The 20,584-nt window shown below is 67.1% G+C and carries 24 protein-coding genes and 1 tRNA gene; 14 read left to right on the top strand and 11 right to left on the bottom strand.

Going from position 1 to position 20,584, the window contains the following annotated elements:
• Nucleotides 1–5: 5 nt before the first annotated feature.
• From ASC81_RS27230 to ASC81_RS23140, 3 genes are all read right to left on the bottom strand, one after another.
• Entirely contained in the window at nt 6–158 is a 153-nt protein-coding gene (locus ASC81_RS27230) for a hypothetical protein (protein WP_156392382.1), read from the bottom strand.
• 23 nt (nt 159–181) lie between these two features.
• A complete protein-coding gene (locus tag ASC81_RS23145) occupies nt 182–1,396 on the bottom strand; it encodes a glycoside hydrolase family 105 protein (protein WP_200946963.1) in 1,215 nt (404 codons plus the stop codon).
• 340 nt (nt 1,397–1,736) lie between these two features.
• A tRNA-Ala gene (locus ASC81_RS23140) sits at nt 1,737–1,812 on the bottom strand.
• Nucleotides 1,813–1,859: 47 nt separating this feature from the next.
• Between ASC81_RS23140 and ASC81_RS23135 the strand changes: the two genes are divergently transcribed.
• Entirely contained in the window at nt 1,860–2,750 is an 891-nt protein-coding gene (locus ASC81_RS23135) for an alpha/beta hydrolase (protein WP_056272748.1), read from the top strand.
• Here the strand turns inward: ASC81_RS23135 and mnmH are convergent.
• The 4 genes from mnmH to ASC81_RS23115 are packed head-to-tail and all read right to left on the bottom strand — an operon-like array spanning nt 2,745 to nt 8,101.
• The gene (mnmH, locus tag ASC81_RS23130) at nt 2,745–3,812 is read right to left on the bottom strand and encodes a tRNA 2-selenouridine(34) synthase MnmH (RefSeq protein WP_056272745.1); all 1,068 of its coding nucleotides are present in this window, start codon (nt 3,810–3,812) and stop codon (nt 2,745–2,747) included. The genes ASC81_RS23135 and mnmH overlap by 6 nt on opposite strands.
• Complete coding sequence (locus ASC81_RS23125; RefSeq protein WP_056272743.1) at nt 3,809–6,397, bottom strand: [protein-PII] uridylyltransferase; 2,589 nt, start codon at nt 6,395–6,397, stop codon at nt 3,809–3,811. Before ASC81_RS23125 ends, mnmH begins: the two co-directional genes overlap by 4 nt.
• A 3-nt stretch (nt 6,398–6,400) precedes the next feature.
• Nucleotides 6,401–7,222, bottom strand: coding sequence for a type I methionyl aminopeptidase (map, locus tag ASC81_RS23120; protein WP_056272740.1), 822 nt, complete (start codon nt 7,220–7,222; stop codon nt 6,401–6,403).
• Between the two features lie 21 nt (nt 7,223–7,243).
• Nucleotides 7,244–8,101, bottom strand: a complete 858-nt coding sequence (locus ASC81_RS23115) for an undecaprenyl-diphosphate phosphatase (protein WP_056272737.1) — start codon at nt 8,099–8,101, stop codon at nt 7,244–7,246.
• A 116-nt stretch (nt 8,102–8,217) separates the two neighbouring features.
• On the opposite strand from ASC81_RS23115, the gene ASC81_RS23110 reads away from it, so the two are divergent.
• The 3 genes from ASC81_RS23110 to ASC81_RS23100 all read left to right on the top strand — a co-directional run bounded on the left by ASC81_RS23110 (nt 8,218) and on the right by ASC81_RS23100 (nt 11,041).
• Nucleotides 8,218–8,856, top strand: coding sequence for a TetR/AcrR family transcriptional regulator (locus ASC81_RS23110; protein WP_056272735.1), 639 nt, complete (start codon nt 8,218–8,220; stop codon nt 8,854–8,856).
• A 44-nt stretch (nt 8,857–8,900) separates the two neighbouring features.
• Nucleotides 8,901–9,554, top strand: coding sequence for a protein-L-isoaspartate O-methyltransferase (locus tag ASC81_RS23105; RefSeq protein WP_056272732.1), 654 nt, complete (start codon nt 8,901–8,903; stop codon nt 9,552–9,554).
• 140 nt (nt 9,555–9,694) lie between these two features.
• The gene (locus tag ASC81_RS23100; protein ID WP_056272729.1) at nt 9,695–11,041 is read left to right on the top strand and encodes a TolC family outer membrane protein; all 1,347 of its coding nucleotides are present in this window, start codon (nt 9,695–9,697) and stop codon (nt 11,039–11,041) included.
• Nucleotides 11,042–11,047: 6 nt separating this feature from the next.
• Here ASC81_RS23100 and ASC81_RS23095 read toward each other — a convergent pair whose 3' ends face one another.
• Nucleotides 11,048–11,578, bottom strand: a complete 531-nt coding sequence (locus ASC81_RS23095) for an Lrp/AsnC family transcriptional regulator (protein ID WP_082536762.1) — start codon at nt 11,576–11,578, stop codon at nt 11,048–11,050.
• Nucleotides 11,579–11,687: 109 nt separating this feature from the next.
• Between ASC81_RS23095 and yedA the strand changes: the two genes are divergently transcribed.
• Nucleotides 11,688–12,593, top strand: a complete 906-nt coding sequence (gene yedA, locus ASC81_RS23090) for a drug/metabolite exporter YedA (protein ID WP_056272726.1) — start codon at nt 11,688–11,690, stop codon at nt 12,591–12,593.
• On the opposite strand, the gene ASC81_RS23085 is transcribed toward yedA, so the two are convergent.
• The gene (locus tag ASC81_RS23085) at nt 12,565–13,446 is read right to left on the bottom strand and encodes an MBL fold metallo-hydrolase (RefSeq protein ID WP_056272723.1); all 882 of its coding nucleotides are present in this window, start codon (nt 13,444–13,446) and stop codon (nt 12,565–12,567) included. The genes yedA and ASC81_RS23085 overlap by 29 nt on opposite strands.
• An 80-nt stretch (nt 13,447–13,526) precedes the next feature.
• Between ASC81_RS23085 and ASC81_RS23080 the strand changes: the two genes are divergently transcribed.
• The 6 genes from ASC81_RS23080 to ASC81_RS23055 are packed head-to-tail and all read left to right on the top strand — an operon-like array spanning nt 13,527 to nt 16,987.
• Nucleotides 13,527–13,841 carry a metalloregulator ArsR/SmtB family transcription factor gene (locus ASC81_RS23080; RefSeq protein ID WP_056272720.1) on the top strand — a complete coding sequence of 105 codons (315 nt, stop codon included), beginning with the start codon at nt 13,527–13,529 and terminating at the stop codon, nt 13,839–13,841.
• A 3-nt stretch (nt 13,842–13,844) separates the two neighbouring features.
• Nucleotides 13,845–14,279 (top strand): YeeE/YedE family protein, encoded by a 435-nt coding sequence (locus ASC81_RS23075; protein ID WP_056272718.1) that lies wholly within the window; start codon nt 13,845–13,847, stop codon nt 14,277–14,279.
• A gap of 9 nt (nt 14,280–14,288) precedes the next feature.
• Complete coding sequence (locus tag ASC81_RS23070) at nt 14,289–14,699, top strand: DUF6691 family protein (protein ID WP_056272715.1); 411 nt, start codon at nt 14,289–14,291, stop codon at nt 14,697–14,699.
• A 3-nt stretch (nt 14,700–14,702) separates the two neighbouring features.
• On the top strand, nt 14,703–15,335 hold the full coding sequence (locus ASC81_RS23065) for a DUF599 family protein (protein ID WP_056272712.1): 633 nt from the start codon (nt 14,703–14,705) through the stop codon (nt 15,333–15,335).
• A gap of 27 nt (nt 15,336–15,362) precedes the next feature.
• On the top strand, nt 15,363–16,148 hold the full coding sequence (yaaA, locus tag ASC81_RS23060) for a peroxide stress protein YaaA (protein WP_056272711.1): 786 nt from the start codon (nt 15,363–15,365) through the stop codon (nt 16,146–16,148).
• Nucleotides 16,145–16,987, top strand: a complete 843-nt coding sequence (locus ASC81_RS23055; protein ID WP_056272708.1) for a 2OG-Fe(II) oxygenase — start codon at nt 16,145–16,147, stop codon at nt 16,985–16,987. Before yaaA ends, ASC81_RS23055 begins: the two co-directional genes overlap by 4 nt.
• Here the strand turns inward: ASC81_RS23055 and ASC81_RS23050 are convergent, their stop codons facing one another.
• Both ASC81_RS23050 and ASC81_RS23045 read right to left on the bottom strand, forming a co-directional pair.
• Complete coding sequence (locus ASC81_RS23050) at nt 16,988–17,947, bottom strand: DUF3667 domain-containing protein (RefSeq protein WP_056272705.1); 960 nt, start codon at nt 17,945–17,947, stop codon at nt 16,988–16,990.
• On the bottom strand, nt 17,944–18,516 hold the full coding sequence (locus ASC81_RS23045) for a LuxR C-terminal-related transcriptional regulator (RefSeq protein ID WP_056273373.1): 573 nt from the start codon (nt 18,514–18,516) through the stop codon (nt 17,944–17,946). Before ASC81_RS23045 ends, ASC81_RS23050 begins: the two co-directional genes overlap by 4 nt.
• A 92-nt stretch (nt 18,517–18,608) precedes the next feature.
• On the opposite strand from ASC81_RS23045, the gene ASC81_RS23040 reads away from it, so the two are divergent.
• The 3 genes from ASC81_RS23040 (at nt 18,609) to ASC81_RS23030 (ending at nt 20,565) form a co-directional block, all read left to right on the top strand.
• A complete protein-coding gene (locus ASC81_RS23040) occupies nt 18,609–19,103 on the top strand; it encodes a hypothetical protein (protein ID WP_156392381.1) in 495 nt (164 codons plus the stop codon).
• A gap of 114 nt (nt 19,104–19,217) precedes the next feature.
• Nucleotides 19,218–19,925 carry a CoA transferase subunit A gene (locus ASC81_RS23035; RefSeq protein WP_056272702.1) on the top strand — a complete coding sequence of 236 codons (708 nt, stop codon included), beginning with the start codon at nt 19,218–19,220 and terminating at the stop codon, nt 19,923–19,925.
• Between the two features lies 1 nt (nt 19,926).
• Nucleotides 19,927–20,565 carry a 3-oxoacid CoA-transferase subunit B gene (locus ASC81_RS23030; RefSeq protein ID WP_056272701.1) on the top strand — a complete coding sequence of 213 codons (639 nt, stop codon included), beginning with the start codon at nt 19,927–19,929 and terminating at the stop codon, nt 20,563–20,565.
• Nucleotides 20,566–20,584: the final 19 nt, after the last annotated feature.

Genomic DNA, 20,584 nt, shown 5'->3' with positions numbered 1-20,584 from the left:
GCGCATCAACGCGACCTCCATCGCTTTTTCTGAAACAGGGCATCAGCAATGGGCAGGCTGCGGATGCGCAGGAACTCTTCGCGGCGCGCCCACAGCAGTGGCATGTCCGGTGCCAGATCCCGTTCCTGTCGCGCACCGTTGATCTTGAACTTGGCCATCACCGGTACTCGATCATTGAGATTCACAGCTCGGCGATGGCTGTGCCGGCAAGCAGGAAGGCGCCCACCCCGTACAACTGCGTGTCGTCGTAGCTGACCTCATCCGGCCGATCACTGACGGGCTGCACGTAGCCGAGCTTGCCATCGGGGTGCACTGCCCGCAGCAGCGCGGCCCATCCCTTTCTTGCAGAAGCTTCGTATGTGCCCCTGTCAAGGAAGCCGCGGCTGATGCCCCAGGCCAGGCCGTACGTGTAGAAGCCAGTGCCGCTCGACTCCGCAGGCGTGTTCGGGCCATTGGCCAACAAGGACGGCGCCCAATAGCCATCGGACTTCTGAATGGCCTTCAGCTTGCCCGCCATCCGTTGAAACAGGACGATCATTCGCGCGCGGTCTGCATCGCCCTCGGGCAGGCGGTCGATCATTCGCGCCAGGCCGGCGAACGCCCAGCCGACACCGCGACTCCAGAAGACCTTGCGACCGGCGGCGTCGCGGCGCTCGAAGAAACGCGAGTCACGGAAATAGAGATTTTCGGAGTTGTCGAACAAGTACTCCGTGGCGGCCCAAAACTCCTTCTTGGCGAACTCGGCGTATTTTGGGTCTCCGGTCTGTCTGCTTAATTCGAACCAGGCGGGCGGGGCCATGAACAAGGCGTCAGACCAGCACCAACGGGATTGGCAGCCCAGGGCCTCGAAACCGGTTCCTTCGCGATGGCCGGTGAATTCAAGGGCAACGGTCGATGGTTTTGAAAGGATTGCGTCGAATTCGGCCTTGACTTCTGAAGCGGCCACCTCGCCGGCACCATTCCTCGACGCCCATAAATACGATTGGCCAATTGCCTGGTCGTCCGCAAAGTACTTTCTCGCGGCCAGTTTCCATTGGTTGGCTTCGCCGCGCTGAAGAATCAACTGCTTGTAGCGCAGGTTGGCGCTGCGATCTGCCAGTTCGGTCAAGCCTATGAACAACGCCGCTTGCACCCAGCCTTTCGGGTTCGGGTAGCCCTCTCCCGTCTTGATGGGGTTCAGGCCTGCTGCCATGGCGGTGATTTGATAGTCAGCGACACGCTCGACGACCTTCATGACCTCGGGAGATCTGAGCCTCTGATATTCCCGGACGGGCTCGGCAGTCGCCGTGGCTCGCTTCTGGGCGCCGTTTTCTTGAGGCACATCGTTGGCCGACAGCGCGGCGCTGGCTAGCGCTGTCATCGCAACTAGAGAAAAAGTATTCAATAACACGCGCATGCGGATTCCCCGTTTCGCGGCGGGCCGTTGTTCTCGGTTTGCAAATCGCCGCTCCGCTGGGCCAGGCTTTTCGCGATCTCCGCGTCAGGCCGCCGGCCGAAGTGCGTGTGGATCGTATGGCGCGCGCGCGCCAGTGGCGCTCAACAATTTGATTGGTTGTACGATGACTGCCTTCAAAGGGATGCGCGCTTGAGCCCACATCGACGGTTTCCGAGTTACCGCGATATGGGATCTCCGGGAGCCGGCAGAACTGCCAGAAAAAGAAAAAGCCCTTGAACGTTGATGCTCAAGGGCCTTTCGAAAGTTCTGGGACGGTGCGGGACCGTCTGGAATGGTCGGTTGGTGGAGAGGAGGAGGATCGAACTCCCGACCTCCGCATTGCGAACGCGGCGCTCTCCCAGCTGAGCTACCCCCCCACGCGTGCCGAAAAGTGTAGCGTCGGGCGCTGCAATCTTGCACGGCCATGAGGTTGAACAAGCCAACGGCCTGGTTCGAGGTCCAGTACAACAATCGCCAGCGGGTGCCCGACAGCGCGGACGTGCTGGCGCGCTGGGCCGAGGCCTCGGCGCTTGTCCGCAGGCGGGCAGATTGCCGGCTTGATCTGCGCTACGGCGCCGCCCCGCAGCAGACGCTGGATGTCTTCGCGCCCGACGCCGCCTTTGCCGGCGGTTTCGCGCCGGTCCTCGTCTTCATCCATGGCGGCTACTGGCGGGCGCTGGACAAGTCGGACTATTCCTTCCTGGCCGCCAGCTTCACCGATGAGGGCGCACTGGTCATCTTGCCCAACCATGACCTTTGCCCTGACGTCAGCATCGACCGCATCGCCACGCAGCTGACCGAAGCCGTCGCCTGGGCCTGGCGGCATGCCGCCGAGCATGGCGGCGATCCCAGCCGCATCATCCTGGTCGGCCATTCGGCAGGCGGTCATCTGGCGGCCATGCTGAGCTGCTGTGACTGGAAGCGCGTCGGCCGGGACCTGCCGCGCCGACTGGTGCAGGGCGCGATGTCGGTGTCCGGGCTGCACGATCTGGCACCGTTGCGGCAGGTGTCCTTCCTGCAGCCGGACCTGCGACTGGACGCGGGCAGCGTGCGGCGGCTCAGCCCCTGCCGCTTCCCGCCGCCGGCGGCACCGCAGACGCTGTATGCCGTGGTCGGTCAGCAGGAGAGCGAGGAGTACCGTCGCCAGAACCGGCTGATCCAAGAGGCCTGGGGCGCCCGCGCGGTGCCGGTCTGCGAAGAGCTGCCGGGCTGCAACCACTTCACGGTGATGCACGACCTGGCGGACCCCGAAGGCCGCTCTCACCAGTTGCTGCGGCGTCTGCTCGGCCTGCGCTGGTACAGCGGCTTGCTATAGAGCGGGCGCGGCGGCGTCCATCAGACTGCGTGCGGCTGCCTGCATGCTGGCCGTCGAGCCGTCGGCCAGCGGCAGCTCGCGGGCGCGGGCGAGCGCCGGAAAATGGCCTCGCAGCGAGCGCTCGTAACCGGGGTCGTAGTGGTCGCGCATCAGCGCCGCGAAGACGCCGGCCCAGTCACCCGCGCGAGCCTGGGCCTGCCAGGCTTCCACGCGCGCCCGGCCGCGCAGTTCGACGAGGCCGTCCAGCGCGCGACAGAAGCCGTCCGGATCGGCAGCGAAGTGGCCGTAGTCCTGCAGCAGCAGCTCGACACGGGCGGCCTCGGGCATCGCGATCCAGACGCAGCCGCCCTGGTTTTGCATGGCGCCGAGCAGTGTCTCGGGCACGCGGATGCGGCCGATCTTGCGGCTCTCGCTTTCCACGAAGACGGGCCGCGTCGCGTCCAGGCCGCGCAGGGCCTGCCACAGCACGCTGTCGAAGGCCTTCTGGCTGGGCTGCGGCGCGTCGGGCAGGGCGCCGAGCACCGAGCCGCGGTGGGCGGCCAGGGCTTCCAGGTCCAGCACCTGTGCGCCCTCGGCGGCCAGCGCATGCAGCAGCCGCGTCTTGCCACTGCCGGTGCGGCCGCACAGCACCCGCCAGTCGAAGCGCTCGGGCAGGGCGATGAGGTCCTCGCGCACCTGGGCGCGGTAGGCCTTGTAGCCACCGACCAGCTGGCGCGAGCGAAATCCGATCTGGCCGAGAAACCAATGCATGGCGCCCGAGCGCTGGCCACCGCGCCAGCAGTAGACGAGCGGCCGCCAGGTCTTGGGCATGGCCACGGCGCTGGATTCGATGTGGCGGGCAATGTTTCGCGCGACCAGGGCCGAACCGAGCTTGCGGGCCTCGAAGGGCGAGCTGGCATAGAGCAGGCCGACATCGTGGCGCTCCTGATCGTCGAGCACCGGCCAGTTGATGGCGCCGGGCATGTGGTCTTCGGCGAATTCGGCGGGCGAGCGCACATCGACGATGGCGTCGAAGCGGTCCAGCTCCGCGACCGCTTCGCCAATGCTTGTCGTATAGCTCATGCGGGCAGCGAGACGGCGTCCAGCAGCTCGCTCTCGATCTGGATCTGCGCCTTGTTGTGTTGCAAGGCCGGGCCGTCAACAAGGAAGGTGTCTTCCACGCGCTCACCCAGCGTCGAGATCTTGGCCAGCTGCAGGTTGATGCCGTGGCGGGCCAGCACGCGGGCAATGGCATACAGCAGGCCGGCGCGGTCGCTGGTGCTGATGGTCAACAGCCAGGCGGTGGCACGCTCGTCGGGCCGCAGCGAGATGCGCGGCGAATAAGGGAAGCTCTTCACACGCCGCGACAGCCGTCCACGCCTGGGCTCGGGCAGCGGGCCGCTCGCCTGAAGCGCGGCGCTGAGCTTTTGTTCCACCAGCGGCACGAGGTCGCGGTGGTGCACGTCGGCCTCGGGGCGAATCACCTGGAAGGTGTCCAGCGCGTAGCCGTTGCGCGTGGTGTGCACCTTGGCGTCGAGGATGCTGAAGCCGGCGGTGTCGAAGTAGCCGCAGATGCGGGCGAACAGGTCTTGCTGGTCGGGCGCGTAGACCAGCACCTGCAGGCCCTCGCCAATGGGCGAGGGGCGGGCGCGCACGATGGGAAGCTGCGTGTCCACATGGCGCCACAGCGAGCGCGCGTGCCAGGCCAGCTCGGCGCCGTCGTGGCGGGCGAAGTAGCTGATGGCCAGGCGCTTCCACAGCGGTTCCTCGGTGCCGGGCAACTGAGAGTGCAGGGCCAGGTCTTGCCGAGCCTCGGCCTTGCGGGCTTCGATCTCGGCGTCGAGGTTGATCGGTGCACCGCCCAGGGCACGCAGCGTGATGCGGTAGAGGTCTTCCAGCAGCTTGCCCTTCCACGCATTCCAGACCTTGGGGCTGGTGCCGCGGATATCGGCAACGGTGAGCAGATACAGGGCCGTGAGGCGGCGCGAATCGCCGACCTTGGTGGCGAAGGCGGTGATGACCTCGGGGTCGGACAGGTCTTCCTTCTGCGCCACGCGCGACATTGTCAGATGGTGTTCGACGAGAAAGGCGCACATGCTCGTGTCGTCCGCGTTCAGCCCATGCTGGCGGCAGAAGCGCCGGACCTCGGTGGCGCCGAGCTCGGAGTGGTCGCCACCGCGGCCCTTGGCAACGTCGTGGAACAGCGCGGCGATGTAGAGCAGCTCGGGCTGGTCGAACTGGGCGGCCAGCTGCGAGCAGAACGGGTACTCGTGGGCGTGCTCGGGGACCAGGAAGCGCCGCACGTTGCGCAGCACCATCAGGATGTGCTGGTCCACCGTGTAGACGTGGAAGAGGTCGTGCTGCATCTGCCCGACGATGGCGCGGAACACCCACAGGTAGCGACCCAGCACGGAGGTCTGGTTCATCAGGCGGAAGGCATGCGTCTGGCCTTCGGGCGCGCGCAGCATGGCCATGAAGGTCGCGCGGTTGACCGGGTCGCGCCGCCAGGCCGCGTCCATCAGCCCGCGCGCGTTGTACAGCGCGCGCAGCGTGCGCGCCGACAGGCCCTTGATGCCCGGTGTCTGCTGGTAGACCAGAAAGGTGCGCAGGATGGCGTGTGGATCGCGCTGGAACAGGTCGTCGCTGGCGACCTCCAGCATGCGGCCGCGGTCGAGGAAGTCCGGATGGCCGTCGATGGGCCGCAGCTGATCATGCTGCGAGCCGTTGATCTGCTCTTCAAGATTCAACAGCAGGATCTGGTGCAACTGCGTGACGGCCTTGGCCGCCCAGTAGTAACGCCGCATCAGCAGTTCCGACGCGCGCACTGAGTCTGTCGACACAAAGCCGAAGCTCTGGGCCACGGCGGTTTGCAGGTCGAAGACGAGGCGGTCCTCTCGCCGCCCGGCCACTGCATGCAGCCGCGCGCGAATCAGCCGCAGCTGGCCCTCGTTGCGCTGCAGCTGGCGGCTTTCGAATGGGGTGATCAGGCCGCGCTGGGCGAGGGCCTTCCAGGTCTTGCCCAGGCCCGCCGCACGCGCGACCCACATCAGCATCTGCAGGTCGCGCAGGCCGCCGGGGCTTTCCTTGCAGTTGGGCTCCAACGCATAGGGCGTGTCGTCGAACTTGGTGTGGCGCTGCAGGCTCTCCAGCGTCTTGGCGCGCAAGAAGGCCTTGGGGTCCATGGCCGCCATGAAGCGCTTGGACATCAGCTTGAACAGCTTGGCATCACCGGCCAGTGGGCGGGCTTCGAGCAGGGCGGTCTGGATGGTCACGTCGCCCTGGGACTCGGACAGGCATTCGCCCGGCGTGCGCACCGAGGAGCCGATCTCCAGGCCGACATCCCAGCACGACGTGATGAAGCCTTCGATGGCGGTCTTGACCACGCCCGGCTGGTAGGCCTCGACCCCGTCGGGCAGCAGCACCAGCACGTCGACGTCGGAATGCGGGAACAGCTCGCCCCGGCCGTAGCCGCCGACGGCGGCGAGGCAGGCTCCCTCGGGCATGCCGGCCAGCGCCCAGAGGCCGCGCAAGGTGTCGTCAACGTGGCGGGCCAGGCGGCGCAGCAGCAATTGCGCGCCGGCCTGCGTGGGGCGCTCGGCCAGGAAGCCGTCAATCAGCGACTGCTTGCCGGCCTTGAACTGCTGGCGGAGATCGGCGAGCGTCGCCACCTGCTACGCCGTCGCCGCAGCGGCTTGCGTGATGAAGGCCGGGGGGGGCGGGCTGCCGGCCGACAGCGTCATGACCTCGTAGCCGGTCTCGGTCACCAGGATGGTGTGCTCCCACTGGGCCGAGAGAGACCGGTCCTTGGTGACGATGGTCCAGCCGTCACCCATTTCGCGGATCTCGCGGCGGCCGGCGTTGATCATGGGCTCGATGGTGAACATCATGCCGGGCACCAGTTCGTCCAGCGTGCCAGGGCGGCCGTAGTGCAGCACCTGCGGTTCCTCGTGGAAGACCTGGCCGATGCCGTGGCCGCAGAACTCTCGCACGATGGAAAAGCCGGCGTTCTCGGCAAAGGTCTGGATGGCATGGCCGATGTCGCCCAGGCGCGCGCCGGGGCGGACCTTGGCGATGCCCTTCCACATGGCTTCATATGTGAAGGCGCACAGGCGCTTGGCCGCGATGGAACCCTCGCCGACGACGAACATGCGGCTGGTGTCGCCATGCCAGCCGTCCTTGATGACGGTGACGTCGATGTTGACGATGTCGCCGTTCTTCAGCGGCTTGTCGTTCGGGATGCCGTGGCAGACCTGGCTGTTGACCGAGGTACAGATCGACTTGGGATAGGGGATGTAGCCCGGCGGGCAGTAATTGAGCGGCGCCGGGATGCCCTGCTGCACGTTGACGATGTGGTCGTGCGCGAGCTTGTCGAGCTCGTTGGTCGTGATGCCCGGCTTGACGTGCGCCGTGAGCATGTCGAGGACTTCGGACGCCAGGCGTCCGGCGATGCGCATGCCGTCGATGTCGGCGCCGGTCTTGATCGTGATGGCCATGGGCGGATTATCCCAGCAGCCTCAGTCCTTCCAGATGTCCATGCCCATGTAGGCGGTGGCCAGCACGACGAGGCCGAAGGCGATGCGGTACCACGCGAAGATCTTGAAGTCGTGGTTGGAGACATAGCGGATCAACCAGCGGATGCACAGCAGCGCGCTGATGAAGGCGAACACCAGGCCCACCGCGAACATTGGCAGGTCGCCCCAGTCCAGCGCATCGCGCTGCTTCAGCACCGAATAGGCGCCCGCGCCCATCAACGTCGGGATGCCCAGGTAGAAGCTGAACTCCGCGGCCGCCTTGCGCGACATGCCCAGCACCACGCCGCCGATGATGGTGGCGCCCGAACGGCTGGTGCCGGGGATCATGGCCAGGCATTGCAGCAGGCCGACCTTGAGCGCGTCCATCGGGCGCATGTCGTCCACCGTCTCGATGCGCGCCTTGCGGGCACCCTGCATGTCCATGTCGCCGTACAGGCGCTTGTGACGCGCCTCCACCCACAGGATGATCAGGCCGCCGACGATGAAGGCCAGCGCCACCGGCACAGGGTGGAAGAGGTGGGCCTTGATGTATTTGCCGAAGGCCAGGCCCAGCACCACGGCGGGCAGGAAGGCGATCAGCACGTTGAGCGCAAAGCGCTGCGCCTGCGGCTCGTGGGTGATGCCCTTGACCGTGCGGGCCAGGCGTTCCCGGTACTCCCAGACCACGGCGAACATCGCGCCGGTCTGCACGGCAATCTCGAAGACCTTGGCCTTTTCGCCGACGAAGTTGAGCAGCGAGCCGGCCAGGATCAAATGCCCGGTGGACGAGATGGGCAGGAATTCCGTGAGCCCCTCGACGATGCCCATGATGGCGGCTTTGATCAGCAGGACTACATCCACGTAAAGGCTCCGAGCGGCGAAAAGCCGCGCAGTGTAGCCAGCGGCGATGTCCCGAGCTTGCAGCCGCCGGACCCGGCGGGCTACATTAGTGACCCTTCGGTCATTAACTCCGCAACTTGGCCACCGCCCCCCGTCAACGCCGCAAGGACGCCCGCCCGCAGGAGCTGCTGGACGCTGCCCTGGCGCTTTTCGTCGAAAAGGGTTTCGCGGCCACGCGCAGCGAAGAGGTGGCCGCACGCGCCGGCGTCGCCAAGGGCACCCTGTACCGCTACTACCCGAGCAAGGATGAGCTCTTCAAGGCGATGGTGCGCGAGAACCTGTCCGTGCACATCGCCGAGTCCGCAGCGCAGGCGGCGCAGTACCAAGGCCCCATCGCCGAGCTGCTGCGCCAGATGATGCAGGCCTGGTGGGCCAAGGTCGGACAAGGCAATGCCGGCGTGGTCTGCAAGATCATGATGGTCGAGGCGCGCAACTTCCCGGAGCTGGCGCGCTTCTATGTGGACGAAGTCATCACGCCGTCGCAGAACCTCATCGGCGGCCTCATCGAGCGCGGTATCCGCGCTGGGGAGTTCCGCGCCGTGCCGGTGGAGGCCACCGTGCACATGCTGATCGCGCCCATGCTGCACATGATGCTGCACGAGCACTCCTTCGGGGAGTTCGACATCTGCCACCCCACCATGAGCGCGACCGACTTGCTGGACGCCCAGATGTCGCTGCTGCTGCACGGCCTGCTCGCGAAGCCCGCTGGCACCTAGAATTTTGGTTTTCAGACCGCCCGACCCGTGCCCCGGAGAACAAGATGAATCTCGAACAAGCCCGCTTCAACATGATCGAGCAGCAGATCCGCCCTTGGGACGTGCTCGACCCCAGCGTGCTGGAGCTGCTGCACGTCGTGCACCGCGAAGATTTCGTGCCAGAAGCCCACCGGGCGCAGGCCTTTGTCGACGTCGAGCTGCCGCTGACGGCCACGCGCCGCATGCTGGCGCCCAAGGTCGAAGCGCGCCTGCTGCAGGAACTCAAGGTGCAGCGCCATGAGAAGGTGCTGGAGATCGGCGCTGCGACGGGTCACCTGGCCGCGCTGCTCGGCCACAAGGCCCAGCGCGTCATCGCGCTGGAAGCCGACGCGGGGCTGGCTGCTCAGGCCCAGCTCAACCTCAAGCGCGCCGGCGTGCTCAACGTCAGCGTGCTGAACCAGAACGGCGCCGCGGGTCTGCCGACCGAAGAGCCCTTCGACGCCATCCTGCTGTCGGGTTCCGTGGCGGCCGTGCCCCAGGCGCTGCTGAACCAGCTCAAGGTCGGCGGCCGACTGGTGGCCATCGTCGGCGAAGTGCCGGTCATGCGCGCGGTGCTCGTCACCCGCACCGGCAGCAGCGATTTCCGCTCCGTCGAGTTGTTCGACACGGTGGCCGACCGCCTGCCCGGCTTTTCCGAAGCGCCGGCCTTCAGCTTCTGAAACGGCTGATGCAGCCCGTCGCGCCAAAACGACCGTTGCGGCCCCCGCGGGCGCAGGTCGTCGCATGGCTTCAGTCATCGGCGGGCTTTGCCCCTATAAACCCGGCCGCGCTCACTCCATTGCCCCAGTCAAGGAATCCCATGCCCTTCGTCCCAGCCCGTCGCCTGATCCTGCAACCGCTGGCCTTTGCCGCCAGCCTCCTGCTCGCTGGCGCGGCCCAGGCACAAAGCCTGCAAGAACTCTACGAAGCGGCACGGGGCTATGACGCGACCTATCTCGCGACCCGCGCGACGGCCGATGCCGCCGCAGCCCGCGCGGCCCAGGCCGAAGCATTGACGCGCCCGTCGCTCTACCTGTCGACCTCCGGCACCGTTGCGCGTGCCGACCCGCCGGCAGGCACGAGCGTCAACAGCACGACGCTGCAGGCCGGCCTGTCGGGCAAATACTCGGTCTACAACGCCAGCAACCTCCCCACCATCGACAAGGCGCGCCGCGCCTATGCGCTCGCGCAGTCCGACCTTGAGGCGGCCGAGCAAGACCTGATCGTGCGACTGGCCACGGCTTATTTCGATGTGCTGGCCGCCAAGGACGCGTTGACGACCTCGCAGGCCAACAAGGCCGGCATCTCCGAGCAACTGGCGTCGGCCAAGCGCAACTTTGAAGTCGGCACGGCCACCATCACCGACACCCGCGAAGCGCAAGCCCGTTATGACCTGGCGGTGGCCCAGGAGCTGGCGGCCGACAACGACCTGCGCGTCAAGCGCGTCACGCTGGACCAGTTCGTCGGCCGTGTCGGCGTCGAGCCCAAGGGCCTGGCCGTGCCGGTGGCGCTGCCGGCCTTGCCCAGCAGCAACATCGACACCTGGGTTGCCACCGCGGATGAGCAGCACCCCGGCGTGCGCCGCGCGCGGCTTGGGCTGGAGATTGCACAGCTCGACACCCAGATCGCGCGTGCCGGCCAGAAGCCGACGCTGGATGCCAGCGCCACCCTGGGCGGGCAGAACGTGCACAACAGCCTGAATGGCGTGGCGGCAGCGCAATCCGGCGCCGGTACCGGCAAGAACGCCAGCATCGGCCTGACGCTGAGCTACCCGCTCTACACCGGCGGCCTCACGCAGAACCGCATCCGCGAAACCCTGGTGCTGGAAGAGAAGGCCCGCAACGATCTCGACTTCGCGCGCCGTGCGGTGGCCGAGGGCACGCGCCGCTATTTCTACCTGGTTCAGTCGCAAAAGGCCCAGGTCAGCGCCTTCGAGGCCGCCGAGTCGTCCACCAAGCTGGCCCTGGAAGCCACGCAGCTGGGCTACAAGGTCGGCGTGCGCGTCAACCTGGACGTGCTCAACGCCCAGACCCAGCTCTATTCGACCCAGCGTGACCTGGCCAAGGCGCGCTACGACGTCGTCGTCAACAGCCTGCGGCTGCGCCAGGCCTCGGGCCAACTGCGCCCCGAAGACGTCGCCGCGGCCAACACGCTGCTGGTCAAGTAAGCGGTCTCAGGCCGGTGCACCAGCCCCGCCGCGGCGGGGCTTTTTTCTGGCCGCGGCCAGCGGCGCTGCAGCTTCGGCCGCAACTGCCGGCACGGCCGGCAGCGGCTTCAGCGGCGCGTGCTCACGCAGCGCGCGCAGGATGATGGCGGTGGACGTCGGCGTCTGCTGGCAGAAGCGCGTGAGCACGGCCTTCAGGTGCACGACGTCGCGAACGGCGATCTCCAGGATCCAGCTGTCCTCGCCCGTCACGTCGTAGGCGGTCAGCACCTCCGGGCTGGAAGCCAGCGCCGCCAGCATCGACGACTCGTCCATGGACTCGATGCGGATCACCGCCCGGATCGCATAGCCCAGCCGGCCGCCATCGACGATGGCCCGGTAACCGCGGATAACGCCGCCGTCCTCCAGCTTGCGCACGCGCTCGGTCACGGCCGGCTGGCTCAGGTGCACGCGGCGGCCCAGCTCGGCCATCGTCAGCCGCGCGTCGGCCTGCAGCTCGGCCAGGATGCGGTGGTCGTGTTGATCGAGCTCAATGGCCATGAAATTCTCGTGCTTTGACGGTCATGTTCTTCAATATTAAGGCGAGGCAGCACTTCAACCTTCAAGCGCCCATTCCGCTGTCGCTCTGCAATTCCTACCATCCCGGTCCATGAACACGACGACCCTGCCGCTCAAGACCACCACCGGCCTCGGCCCCAAGCTGATGCTCTGCCTGGCCGCCACCTGGCTGGTCTGGGGCTCCACCTACCTGGCCATCAAGATTGCCCTCGTCAGCCTGCCGCCCTTCTTGCAGATGGGCAGCCGTTTCCTGGTCGCTGGCGCGCTGCTGGCCGGCTGGATGCGCTGGCGCGGCGTGCCCTGGCCCGACCGGCGGCAGTGGCTGCACGCCCTCGTCATCGGCGGGCTGATGCTGGGCGGCGGCATGGGTGGCACGGCCACCGCCGAGGTGACGGTGGGTTCCGGCCTGGTCGTCGCCTTCATTGCCGTCATGCCACTGATGATTGCCGGGCTGAACCTGCTGTGGGGCGAGAAGCCGACGCGGCTGGAGTCGCTCGGCATCGCCTTCGGCCTGGTCGGCGTGCTGCTGCTGACGCAGGGCCAGGGCTTCGGCGCCTCGCCCGCCGGCCTGGTCGCTATCAGCGTCGCCTGTGCGAGCTGGGCCGTGGGCAGCGTGCTGTCGCAGCGCAACCTGCCGCTGGCGCCCGGGGCGATGGGTTTTGCCAGCGAGATGCTGGCAGGCGGTGCCGTGCTGATGGTGCTGAGCCTCATCGGTGGCGAGGCCCTCCCCGAGCGCATCGAGCCCGAGGCGCTGTGGGCCTGGGCCTATCTCGTCGTCTTCGGCTCGCTGATCGCCTTCAATGCCTACATGGTGCTGCTGGCGGAGGCATCGGCGGGCCTGGCGTCGAGCTATTCGTTCGTCAACCCTGTCATCGCCATGCTGCTCGGCGTCACGCTGGCGGGCGAGCACATCAGCGGCCACGAGTGGCTGGCGGCCGGCGTCGTCCTGATCGGCGTGGTGTTGCTGCTCATGGGGCGCGCGAAGGCAGCGCATTGATGGGGATGCGCAGGTAGGACACGCCGTTGTCCTCCGCGGCCGGCAGCTCGCCAGCGCGGATGTTCACCTGGATGGACGGCAGGATGAGGGTGGGCACGTCAAGCGTGGCGTCGCGCGCCTTGCGCATCCTGACGAACTCCGCCTCGCTCACGCCGTCGCGCACGTGGATGTTGCCGGCCCGCTGTGCGGCCACCGTCGTTTCCCAGGCGGGGGCGCGACCGTTGGGGGGATAGTCGTGGCAGACGTACATGCGTGTCTCGGGCGGCAGCGCCAGGATGCGGTGCACCGAGCGGTACAGCGTGGGCGCGTCTCCACCGGGGAAGTCGGCTCGCGCGGTGCCGACGTCAGGCATGAAGAGGGTGTCGCCGACGAACACCGCGCCGTCGACGACATAGGCCAGGTCGGCGGGCGTGTGCCCGGGCACCAGCAGCGCGCGTGCCTCGATCCCGCCGATCCTGAACACCTCATCGTCCTTGAAAAGATGGTCGAACTGCCTGCCGTCAGGCAGGAAACCGCGCTCCAAGTTGTAGAGCTTGCTGAACGTCGCCTGCACCTCGCGGATGTGCTCGCCGATGGCGATGCGCCCGCCGACCCGGCCCTGCAGGTAGCGGGCACTGGACAGGTGGTCGGCGTGGGCGTGCGTCTCCAGGATCCACTGCACCTGCAAGCCGTGGTCCTTCACGTAGGCGAGCAGCCTGTCCGCCTGGATGGTGCCGGTGCGGCCCGACTTGAAATCGAAGTCCAGCACCGGGTCGACGATGGCGGCGCATTGACTTGCGTTGTCGACGATGACGTAGGAGACCGTGCAGGTCGCTTCATCAAAGAAGGCCTGGACGGTGATGCTGGCAGCCATGAAGGCTCCTTGGGATGTGGACAGTATATTGACTGACATTATATTTATAGATATATTGAAGTCAAATCACGGAGCGACACATGCCCACCCCTGTCATCGACCCCGACGTCTTGCGCAAGGCCGCCGGCCAGGCCGTCAGCGCCTTGAAGGTGCTGGCCAACGAAGAACGCTTGCTGTTGCTGTGCCAACTGTCGCAGGGTGAGATGGCCGTCGGCGACCTGGAGGCGGTGCTCGGCATCCGCCAGCCCACCTTGTCTCAGCAGCTGGGCGTGCTGCGCGGGGAGGGCGTCGTGGACACCCGCCGCGACGGCAAGCGCATCTTCTACAGCATCGCTGATCCGAGGCTGCTGCGGGTGCTGGCCGTGCTCTACGACATCTACTGCCCCAAGGACTGAAGAATGTCCCTCGACTGGAATGCTTTCACGCCGCTGGCCTCGCTGGCGGGCGGCGCGCTGATCGGGCTGGCGGCGGCGCTGTTCGTGCTGTTCAACGGCCGCATCGCCGGCATCAGCGGCGTGCTGGGCGGGCTGCTGAGGCCGGTCCAGGGCGACCTGGGCTGGCGCGTTGCCTTTATCGCGGGGATCGTCGTCGCGCCCTGGGTCTACGTGTTGTTCACTGCCTTGCCCGTGCCCCGTATCGACGCGGGCTGGACCGTGCTGGTGCTGGCCGGCCTGCTGGTCGGCGTGGGCACGCGCTACGGCGCCGGCTGTACCAGCGGCCATGGTGTCTGCGGCATGTCGCGGCTGTCACCGCGCTCGCTGGTCGCCACACTGGCTTTCATGGGCGCGGGCTTCGTCACCGTGTTCACGTTGCGCCACCTCGTTGCCGCTTGAAGAGCCGTCATGCCCATCCTCACTGCACTCGTTGCCGGCCTGGTGTTTGGCCTCGGCCTCATCCTCTCGGGCATGGCCAACCCGGCCAAGGTGCTGGGCTTCCTGGACCTGGCCGGCCCCTGGGACCCGTCGCTGTCCCTGGTCATGGTCGGCGCCATCGCCGTGGGCCTGGTCGCATTCGCGGTCGTCAGGCGGGGGGACACGACGCTGTTGGGCCTGGCCTTCAAGCTGCCAGCCGCCAGTCACATCGATGGCCGGCTGGTTGGCGGCAGCCTGATGTTCGGCGCTGGCTGGGGCCTGGCCGGCTTCTGCCCGGGGCCGGCGCTGGTGGCGCTGGGCATGGGCGAGATCAAGGCCGTGGTGTTTGTCGCGGCGATGCTGGCGGGCATGGGCTTGTTCGAGCTGCTGGAGCGGCGCTGAGCCATGAGCGCCGACTGGACCTGGGCCAGCGTCGGCGCGACGTTGGCGGTGCTCGGCCTGTACGAGGCCTTGCTGATGTTGCTGCGCTGGTGGCGGCCGCAGCGGCTGGCCTCGGCGCGGCATGCCGGGCTGCGCGAGGAGTGGTTTCGCGTCGTGTCCGCGCACAAGGGCTCGGAGGTGCTGGCGGTGCAGACGCTGCGCAACTCGCTGATGTCGGCCACCATGCTGGCCTCCACGGCCGCGCTGGCGCTGATGGGCACGGTCACGCTCGCCGCACCGTCGCTGCACGACGGCCTCGCCAGCCTCAGCCCGCGCCTGGTGCTGCAGCTGGCGCTGCTGGTGCTGCTGTTCGCCGCGCTGGTGTCGACCGTCATGGCGGTGCGCTTCTATAACCACGCCGGCTTCATCGGCGGCATGCCGGTCGAGTCGGAAGCGCGAGCGCGGTGGACGGCGGCCGGCGTGCGCTACGTGCGCCGGGCCGGCGTGCTGTACGGCTTGGAGCTGCGCCAGCTGGTGCTGGTCGTGCCGGTCGTGTCGGCCATGCTGCTGCCGGGCTCGGGACCGGTGGCGGCGCTGCTGGTGGTGGCGGTGCTGTACTCGCTGGATCGTTTCAACGACGGGGGTGCCGAGGGCTGACGCAAACAGGCTTCAAAATCCGCGCCCATGCTGTTCCTGCTTTCGCCCGCCAAGTCGCTCGACTACGACACCCCCACGCCGCCCGAGCTGGCGCCAGCGTTGACCCGCCCGCAGTTCCTCGACGACACCGCCGCGCTCATCGACGTGCTGCGCACCAAGACCGCCGCCGATGTGCGCGAGCTGATGGATTTGTCCGAGCCGCTGGCCCAGCTCAATGTCGACCGGTACAAGGCTTGGCGCCCGCGCTTTACCGAGCACAACAGCAAGCCGGCCATGCTCGCCTTCAACGGCGATGTCTACGACGGGTTGGACGCGAAGACGCTGAGCGCGGACGACATCGCCTGGGCGCAACAGCATGTGCGCATGCTGTCCGGCCTGTACGGCATCCTGCGGCCGCTGGACCGCATGCAGCCTTATCGCCTGGAGATGGGCACACGTCTGGCGACGGACGCTGGTAGCAACCTCTACGACTGGTGGGGCGACCGCCTGGCGCTGCACCTGAACAAGCTGGCTCGTGGCGAGAAAGCGCCGGTCATCGTCAATCTCGCGTCCCAGGAATACTTCCGCGCGTGCGACCGCAAGGCCTTGAAGCCGCGGGTCGTCGACTGCCAGTTCGAGGACTGGAAGAACGGCGAGTACAAGATCATCAGCTTCTTCGCCAAGCGCGCCCGAGGCTTGATGGCGCGCTTTGCAATCCAGCAACGTCTTGAGACGCCGGAGGGCTTGAAAGGCTTCGACCTGGACGGCTATCGTCTCGCGCCCGAGGTCTCGTCCAACGAACGTCTTGTCTTCCGACGCAAAGCCGCCCCATGAGCCAGCAAGTCATCACGCCCGAACTCTGTGAATGGATCGCCGAGCAGACCCGCGCCGGCCATGCTTCTGAAAGCGTGCTGGCCGCCATGCTCGGCAGCGGCTGGGACGAGGGCGTCGCGCGCCAGGCGCTCGCCCGCACCCTGGGCCAGTCCGCCACGCTGACGCCGCCGCCCGGTGCGACGGTCGGCCTGCCCGAGCCCGAGATGAGCCGCTTCACGCCCGTCATCGACGCCGGCGACCGCCATGTCAAGGTGCTGATGGCCCTGCGCCAGCCCCGCGTCATCGTCTTCGGCGACCTGCTGTCCGACGAGGAATGCGACGGCATCACCAGCCTGGCGGGCAAGCGCCTGGCGCGCTCCGAGACGGTGGCGACCGGCACCGAAGGCAGCGAAGTGAACGCCGCGCGCACCAGCGACGGCATGTTCTTCGAGCGCTGCGAGACCGAACTGATCCGCACCATCGAGTCGCGCATCGCGACGCTGCTGCGCTGGCCACTGGACCATGGCGAGGGCCTTCAGGTGCTGCGCTACCGGCCCGGCGCCGAGTACCAGCCGCATTACGACTACTTCGACCCCGGCCACGTCAGCACGCCTTCCATTCTCAAGCGCGGTGGCCAGCGCGTGGCCACGCTGGTCATCTACCTGAACACGCCGACGGCGGGTGGCGCGACCATCTTTCCGGACATCGGCCTGGACGTGGCGCCCGTCAAGGGCAACGCCGTCTTTTTCAGCTACGACCGGCCGCACCCTGCCACGCAGACCCTGCATGGCGGCGCCCCCGTGATCGAGGGCGAGAAGTGGGTGGCGACCAAGTGGCTGCGCCAGGGCGTTTTCACCTGATCACGCGGTGATCGCGATCAGCAGCGCGATGGTCAACGTGACACTGATCAACAGCACGAAATAGAAGGCGCTGAGCACCAGGCCGCGCCAGATCGAACCCCACCAGCGAAGGCCATAGACGCGCCGCATGGCAAGAAGGCCGTGGCCGAAGACAGCGAGCGTCGCTGGCCCTTCGGTGCCGGTGGCGATGGCCAGCAGCAGCGCCAGGAACCAGAGGCTGTGGCTGTGCAGCGAGAACACGAAATGCTCGGCATAACGTCGGCCGCTGCCGGCGAACGTCACCAGCAGCAGCGCCGCGAAGATGGGCTGCATCGCCAGCATGGCATAGGGCGCGAGGGCGCTCGCGCGGGCCTTCCATTGCTCGAAAGTCAGGGACTCGGCCTTGTCGAGCACGCCAGTGAGCCAGCGTTCGCCGCTGCTGCAGGTCTCGGGACGGGTCAGGTCGCAGTCGCCAAGCTTGGAGCTGACCTTGACGCCACCCGGTGCGGCGCTGGCCCCGTTGGCAGCCGCCGCTGCAGCCGCGGCCGTTGCGGCGGCCTGTCTCGGTGACGTGTTCGGCCCCACGCGAATCGTCACGGGCTTGCCCGGCTTGGCGATGGTGGCGGCGTTGCCGTCTTCCACCACCTGGGTCGGCCCCTGCGGCAGCAGCGCCCAGCCGACGAAGAAGATGAAGCTCGCGCTCAGGTAGACCCGCAGCGGCAGCACATAGCGCCGCCGCCGGCCGTGGAAATAGGCGTTGGTCAGGTGACCGGGAAGGCACACCAGCGCCCACAGCGTGCGCCACAGCGGGCCGTCGAAGGCGACGTAGTGGCCGAGGTACTCGGTGAACATCTCGCGCACCGACGGCGGGTGCAGGTCGGTCTCCTGCCCGCAATGTCCGCAGTGGATGGGGCGCGGCGTGGCCAGCGTGAAGTGGCAGTTGCGGCAGTAGGGCAGCTCCGGGGCGTGCGAATGGCTCATGCGGAAAGCAGTTTGTGGATCAGCTCCGGTGTGCTGCCCGCCTGGTATTTCTTCATCAGCCGGCCGCGGTAGACGTCCACTGTGCGGGGGCTCACACCCAGGCGCCGGCCGATGAGCTTGCTGGTCTGGCCTTCGACGAGCAGGGCCGCGATCTCGCGCTCGCGCGGCGTCAGGTCGGCGCTGATCTGGCGCCGTGCCGACAGGTCCTCGAAGCTCCAGATCCCGCGCGCATGCGGGTCGCCGCGGTCCAGCGCGCGGCCGGTCACGTGGCACCAGAACAGCTCGCCGCTACCCAGCCGCCGCATGACGCGGTCGTCGCCGTAGTGGCCTTGCGCATCGAGGCTCGCAACGATGCGCGCGCCGGTGCGCTCGAACTCGGCCGCGCTCGGGTACATGACGGAGAAGCTCTTGCCGACCAGCTGGTCCCGCGTGGCGCTGAACATCTGCAGAACCCGCTCGTTGCAGTCGACGATCTGCCGCTGGGCCGAGAGCACCAGCCCGATGGGGGCGAATTGGAACGCCGCGTGATAGGTCGGGAGTCCGGAATCCGTTTGGGAAGGTGACGTGATCAATCGCGTTGGATGTTGGGTGAGATCTGCATGTCGACCGGCTCCCTCGGCTGGCCCGTGCGGACCTCGCATGGATTCAAACGGAGCACATGATGGGTAAATACGATTCGCAGCTCAAAAAGATCCGTGAGGTGCACGCCAATCTGGTCGAAGGCCTGGCCGAGAAACACAAGATCGAGGCCAGATTCTCCGACATGACGACGCAGATCACCTCATTGACCCGCATGAAGAAGGACGTGGACGCCAGGATCACGGCGGCGCTCAAATTGCTGGTCAACCCGAAGTCCTCGACCGCCTCCTGCGTGCCCGCGGCCGCCGATCTGCACAAATTCCTCCAGCAGCGGTTGAAGGTGGAAGAAGGCATGGCACTCATCGGCCCTCAGGAGATGGTGAACCGGGTCGCCCAAGATGGGCTGCGCATGGTCGGACTGCGGCTGACAAGCTGGGTCGATACGATGAACCAGCTGGTTCACACCGTTCAGGACGTCCTGGTCAAGGAAGAGGAAAAGTCGCTGCGGGAGGCCATGAGAAAGATCGACTGGAAGAAGGTCGGGGTCGTTTATGTCGAGCCTCGGCTGCGGAAGTAGCCGCCGCCCCGACCCTGCCGCGCGGTGTCGCGTGCCTGCTTAGGCGATTTCGCGTAATCGACGCGCCCGGCGCGTCGGCGCTACCCTTCGCCCCTCAGTCAAGCAGGAGACGGCATGAACAAGGTGTACCCGAGCGCTGAAGAAGCGCTGCGCGGCGTCGTGGAGGACGGGCAGATGCTCGCGGTTGGCGGCTTCGGCCTGTGCGGCATCCCCGAGGCGCTGATCACCGCCCTGCGCGACAGCGGCGTCAAGGACCTGACGGTCATCTCGAACAATGCCGGCGTCGATGGCTTCGGGCTGGGTGCGCTGCTGGTCACGCGCCAGATCAGGAAGATGATCTCCAGCTACGTGGGCGAGAACAAGGAGTTCGAGCGCCAGTACCTGGCCGGCGAGCTGGAGCTGGAGTTCACGCCGCAGGGCACGCTGGCCGAGAAGCTGCGCGCCGGTGGCGCCGGCATCCCGGCCTTCTTCGTGCGCACCGGCGTGGGCACGCTGATCGCCGAGGGCAAGGAGGCGCGCGAGTTTGACGGCGAGACCTACATCCTGGAGAAGGCACTGGTGCCCGACGTGTCGCTGGTCAAGGCCTACAAGGCCGACAAGAGCGGCAACCTGGTGTTCCGCCGCACCGCGCGCAACTTCAATCCCGCCGCGGCCATGGCCGGCAAGCTGACGGTCGTCGAGGTCGAGAAACTCGTCGAGACCGGCGAGATCGACCCGGACGACGTGCATCTGCCGGGCATCTACGTGCACCGCATCGTCGTCAACGCCAACCCCGAGAAGCGCATCGAGAAGATGACCTTGTCGCCCAAGAAGGAGAGCTGACATGGCCTGGACCCAAGATCAGATGGCCGCCCGTGCGGCCCAGGAGCTGGAAGACGGCTTCTACGTCAACCTCGGCATCGGCATCCCGACGCTGGTGGCCAACCATGTGCCGGCGACGAAGGAAGTCTGGCTGCAGAGCGAGAACGGCATGCTGGGCATCGGCCCCTTCCCGACCGAGGACGAGGTCGACGCCGACCTCATCAACGCCGGCAAGCAGACCGTCACCACCTTGCCGGGCAGCAGCATCTTCGGCAGCCACGACAGCTTCGCGATGATCCGCGCCGGCAAGATCAACCTCAGCATCCTCGGCGCGATGCAGGTCAGCGGCGGCGGCGACCTGGCCAACTGGATGATCCCGGGCAAGATGGTCAAGGGCATGGGCGGGGCCATGGACCTGGTCGCCGGCGTCAAGCGCGTCATCGTGCTGATGGAGCACGTCGCCAAGAAGAAGGACGGCAGCGAAGACCTCAAGATCATTCCCAGCTGCACGCTGCCGCTGACGGGCGTGGGTGTGGTCGACCGCATCATCACGGACCTGGGCGTCTTCGACGTCGTGCCCGAAGGCATCAGGCTCGTGGAACTGGCCGAGGGCGTCACGCGCGAATTCGCGCAAGGCAAGACCGGCGTGCCGCTTTTGTAACTTCGTGATTCGTTTCTGC

This window comes from Pelomonas sp. Root405, from assembly GCF_001425165.1.
GTDB lineage: Bacteria > Pseudomonadota > Gammaproteobacteria > Burkholderiales > Burkholderiaceae_C > Pelomonas.
Note: the sequence above shows the minus strand (reverse complement) of the source record. Positions and strands in the feature narration are given on the sequence as shown.

Excerpts from the sequence above, each read along its gene's own strand:
- ASC81_RS27230 (WP_156392382.1), bottom strand. The coding sequence starts at position 158 with ATGGCCAAGTTCAAGATCAACGGTGCGCGACAGGAACGGGATCTGGCA.
- ASC81_RS23145 (WP_200946963.1), bottom strand. The coding sequence starts at position 1,396 with ATGCGCGTGTTATTGAATACTTTTTCTCTAGTTGCGATGACAGCGCTA.
- ASC81_RS23135 (WP_056272748.1), top strand. The coding sequence starts at position 1,860 with ATGAGGTTGAACAAGCCAACGGCCTGGTTCGAGGTCCAGTACAACAAT.
- mnmH (WP_056272745.1), bottom strand. The coding sequence starts at position 3,812 with ATGAGCTATACGACAAGCATTGGCGAAGCGGTCGCGGAGCTGGACCGC.
- map (WP_056272740.1), bottom strand. The coding sequence starts at position 7,222 with ATGGCCATCACGATCAAGACCGGCGCCGACATCGACGGCATGCGCATC.
- ASC81_RS23105 (WP_056272732.1), top strand. The coding sequence starts at position 8,901 with ATGAATCTCGAACAAGCCCGCTTCAACATGATCGAGCAGCAGATCCGC.
- ASC81_RS23100 (WP_056272729.1), top strand. The coding sequence starts at position 9,695 with ATGCCCTTCGTCCCAGCCCGTCGCCTGATCCTGCAACCGCTGGCCTTT.
- ASC81_RS23095 (WP_082536762.1), bottom strand. The coding sequence starts at position 11,578 with ATGGCCATTGAGCTCGATCAACACGACCACCGCATCCTGGCCGAGCTG.
- yedA (WP_056272726.1), top strand. The coding sequence starts at position 11,688 with ATGAACACGACGACCCTGCCGCTCAAGACCACCACCGGCCTCGGCCCC.
- ASC81_RS23085 (WP_056272723.1), bottom strand. The coding sequence starts at position 13,446 with ATGGCTGCCAGCATCACCGTCCAGGCCTTCTTTGATGAAGCGACCTGC.
- ASC81_RS23080 (WP_056272720.1), top strand. The coding sequence starts at position 13,527 with ATGCCCACCCCTGTCATCGACCCCGACGTCTTGCGCAAGGCCGCCGGC.
- ASC81_RS23075 (WP_056272718.1), top strand. The coding sequence starts at position 13,845 with ATGTCCCTCGACTGGAATGCTTTCACGCCGCTGGCCTCGCTGGCGGGC.
- ASC81_RS23070 (WP_056272715.1), top strand. The coding sequence starts at position 14,289 with ATGCCCATCCTCACTGCACTCGTTGCCGGCCTGGTGTTTGGCCTCGGC.
- ASC81_RS23065 (WP_056272712.1), top strand. The coding sequence starts at position 14,703 with ATGAGCGCCGACTGGACCTGGGCCAGCGTCGGCGCGACGTTGGCGGTG.
- yaaA (WP_056272711.1), top strand. The coding sequence starts at position 15,363 with ATGCTGTTCCTGCTTTCGCCCGCCAAGTCGCTCGACTACGACACCCCC.
- ASC81_RS23055 (WP_056272708.1), top strand. The coding sequence starts at position 16,145 with ATGAGCCAGCAAGTCATCACGCCCGAACTCTGTGAATGGATCGCCGAG.
- ASC81_RS23050 (WP_056272705.1), bottom strand. The coding sequence starts at position 17,947 with ATGAGCCATTCGCACGCCCCGGAGCTGCCCTACTGCCGCAACTGCCAC.
- ASC81_RS23040 (WP_156392381.1), top strand. The coding sequence starts at position 18,609 with ATGGGTAAATACGATTCGCAGCTCAAAAAGATCCGTGAGGTGCACGCC.
- ASC81_RS23035 (WP_056272702.1), top strand. The coding sequence starts at position 19,218 with ATGAACAAGGTGTACCCGAGCGCTGAAGAAGCGCTGCGCGGCGTCGTG.
- ASC81_RS23030 (WP_056272701.1), top strand. The coding sequence starts at position 19,927 with ATGGCCTGGACCCAAGATCAGATGGCCGCCCGTGCGGCCCAGGAGCTG.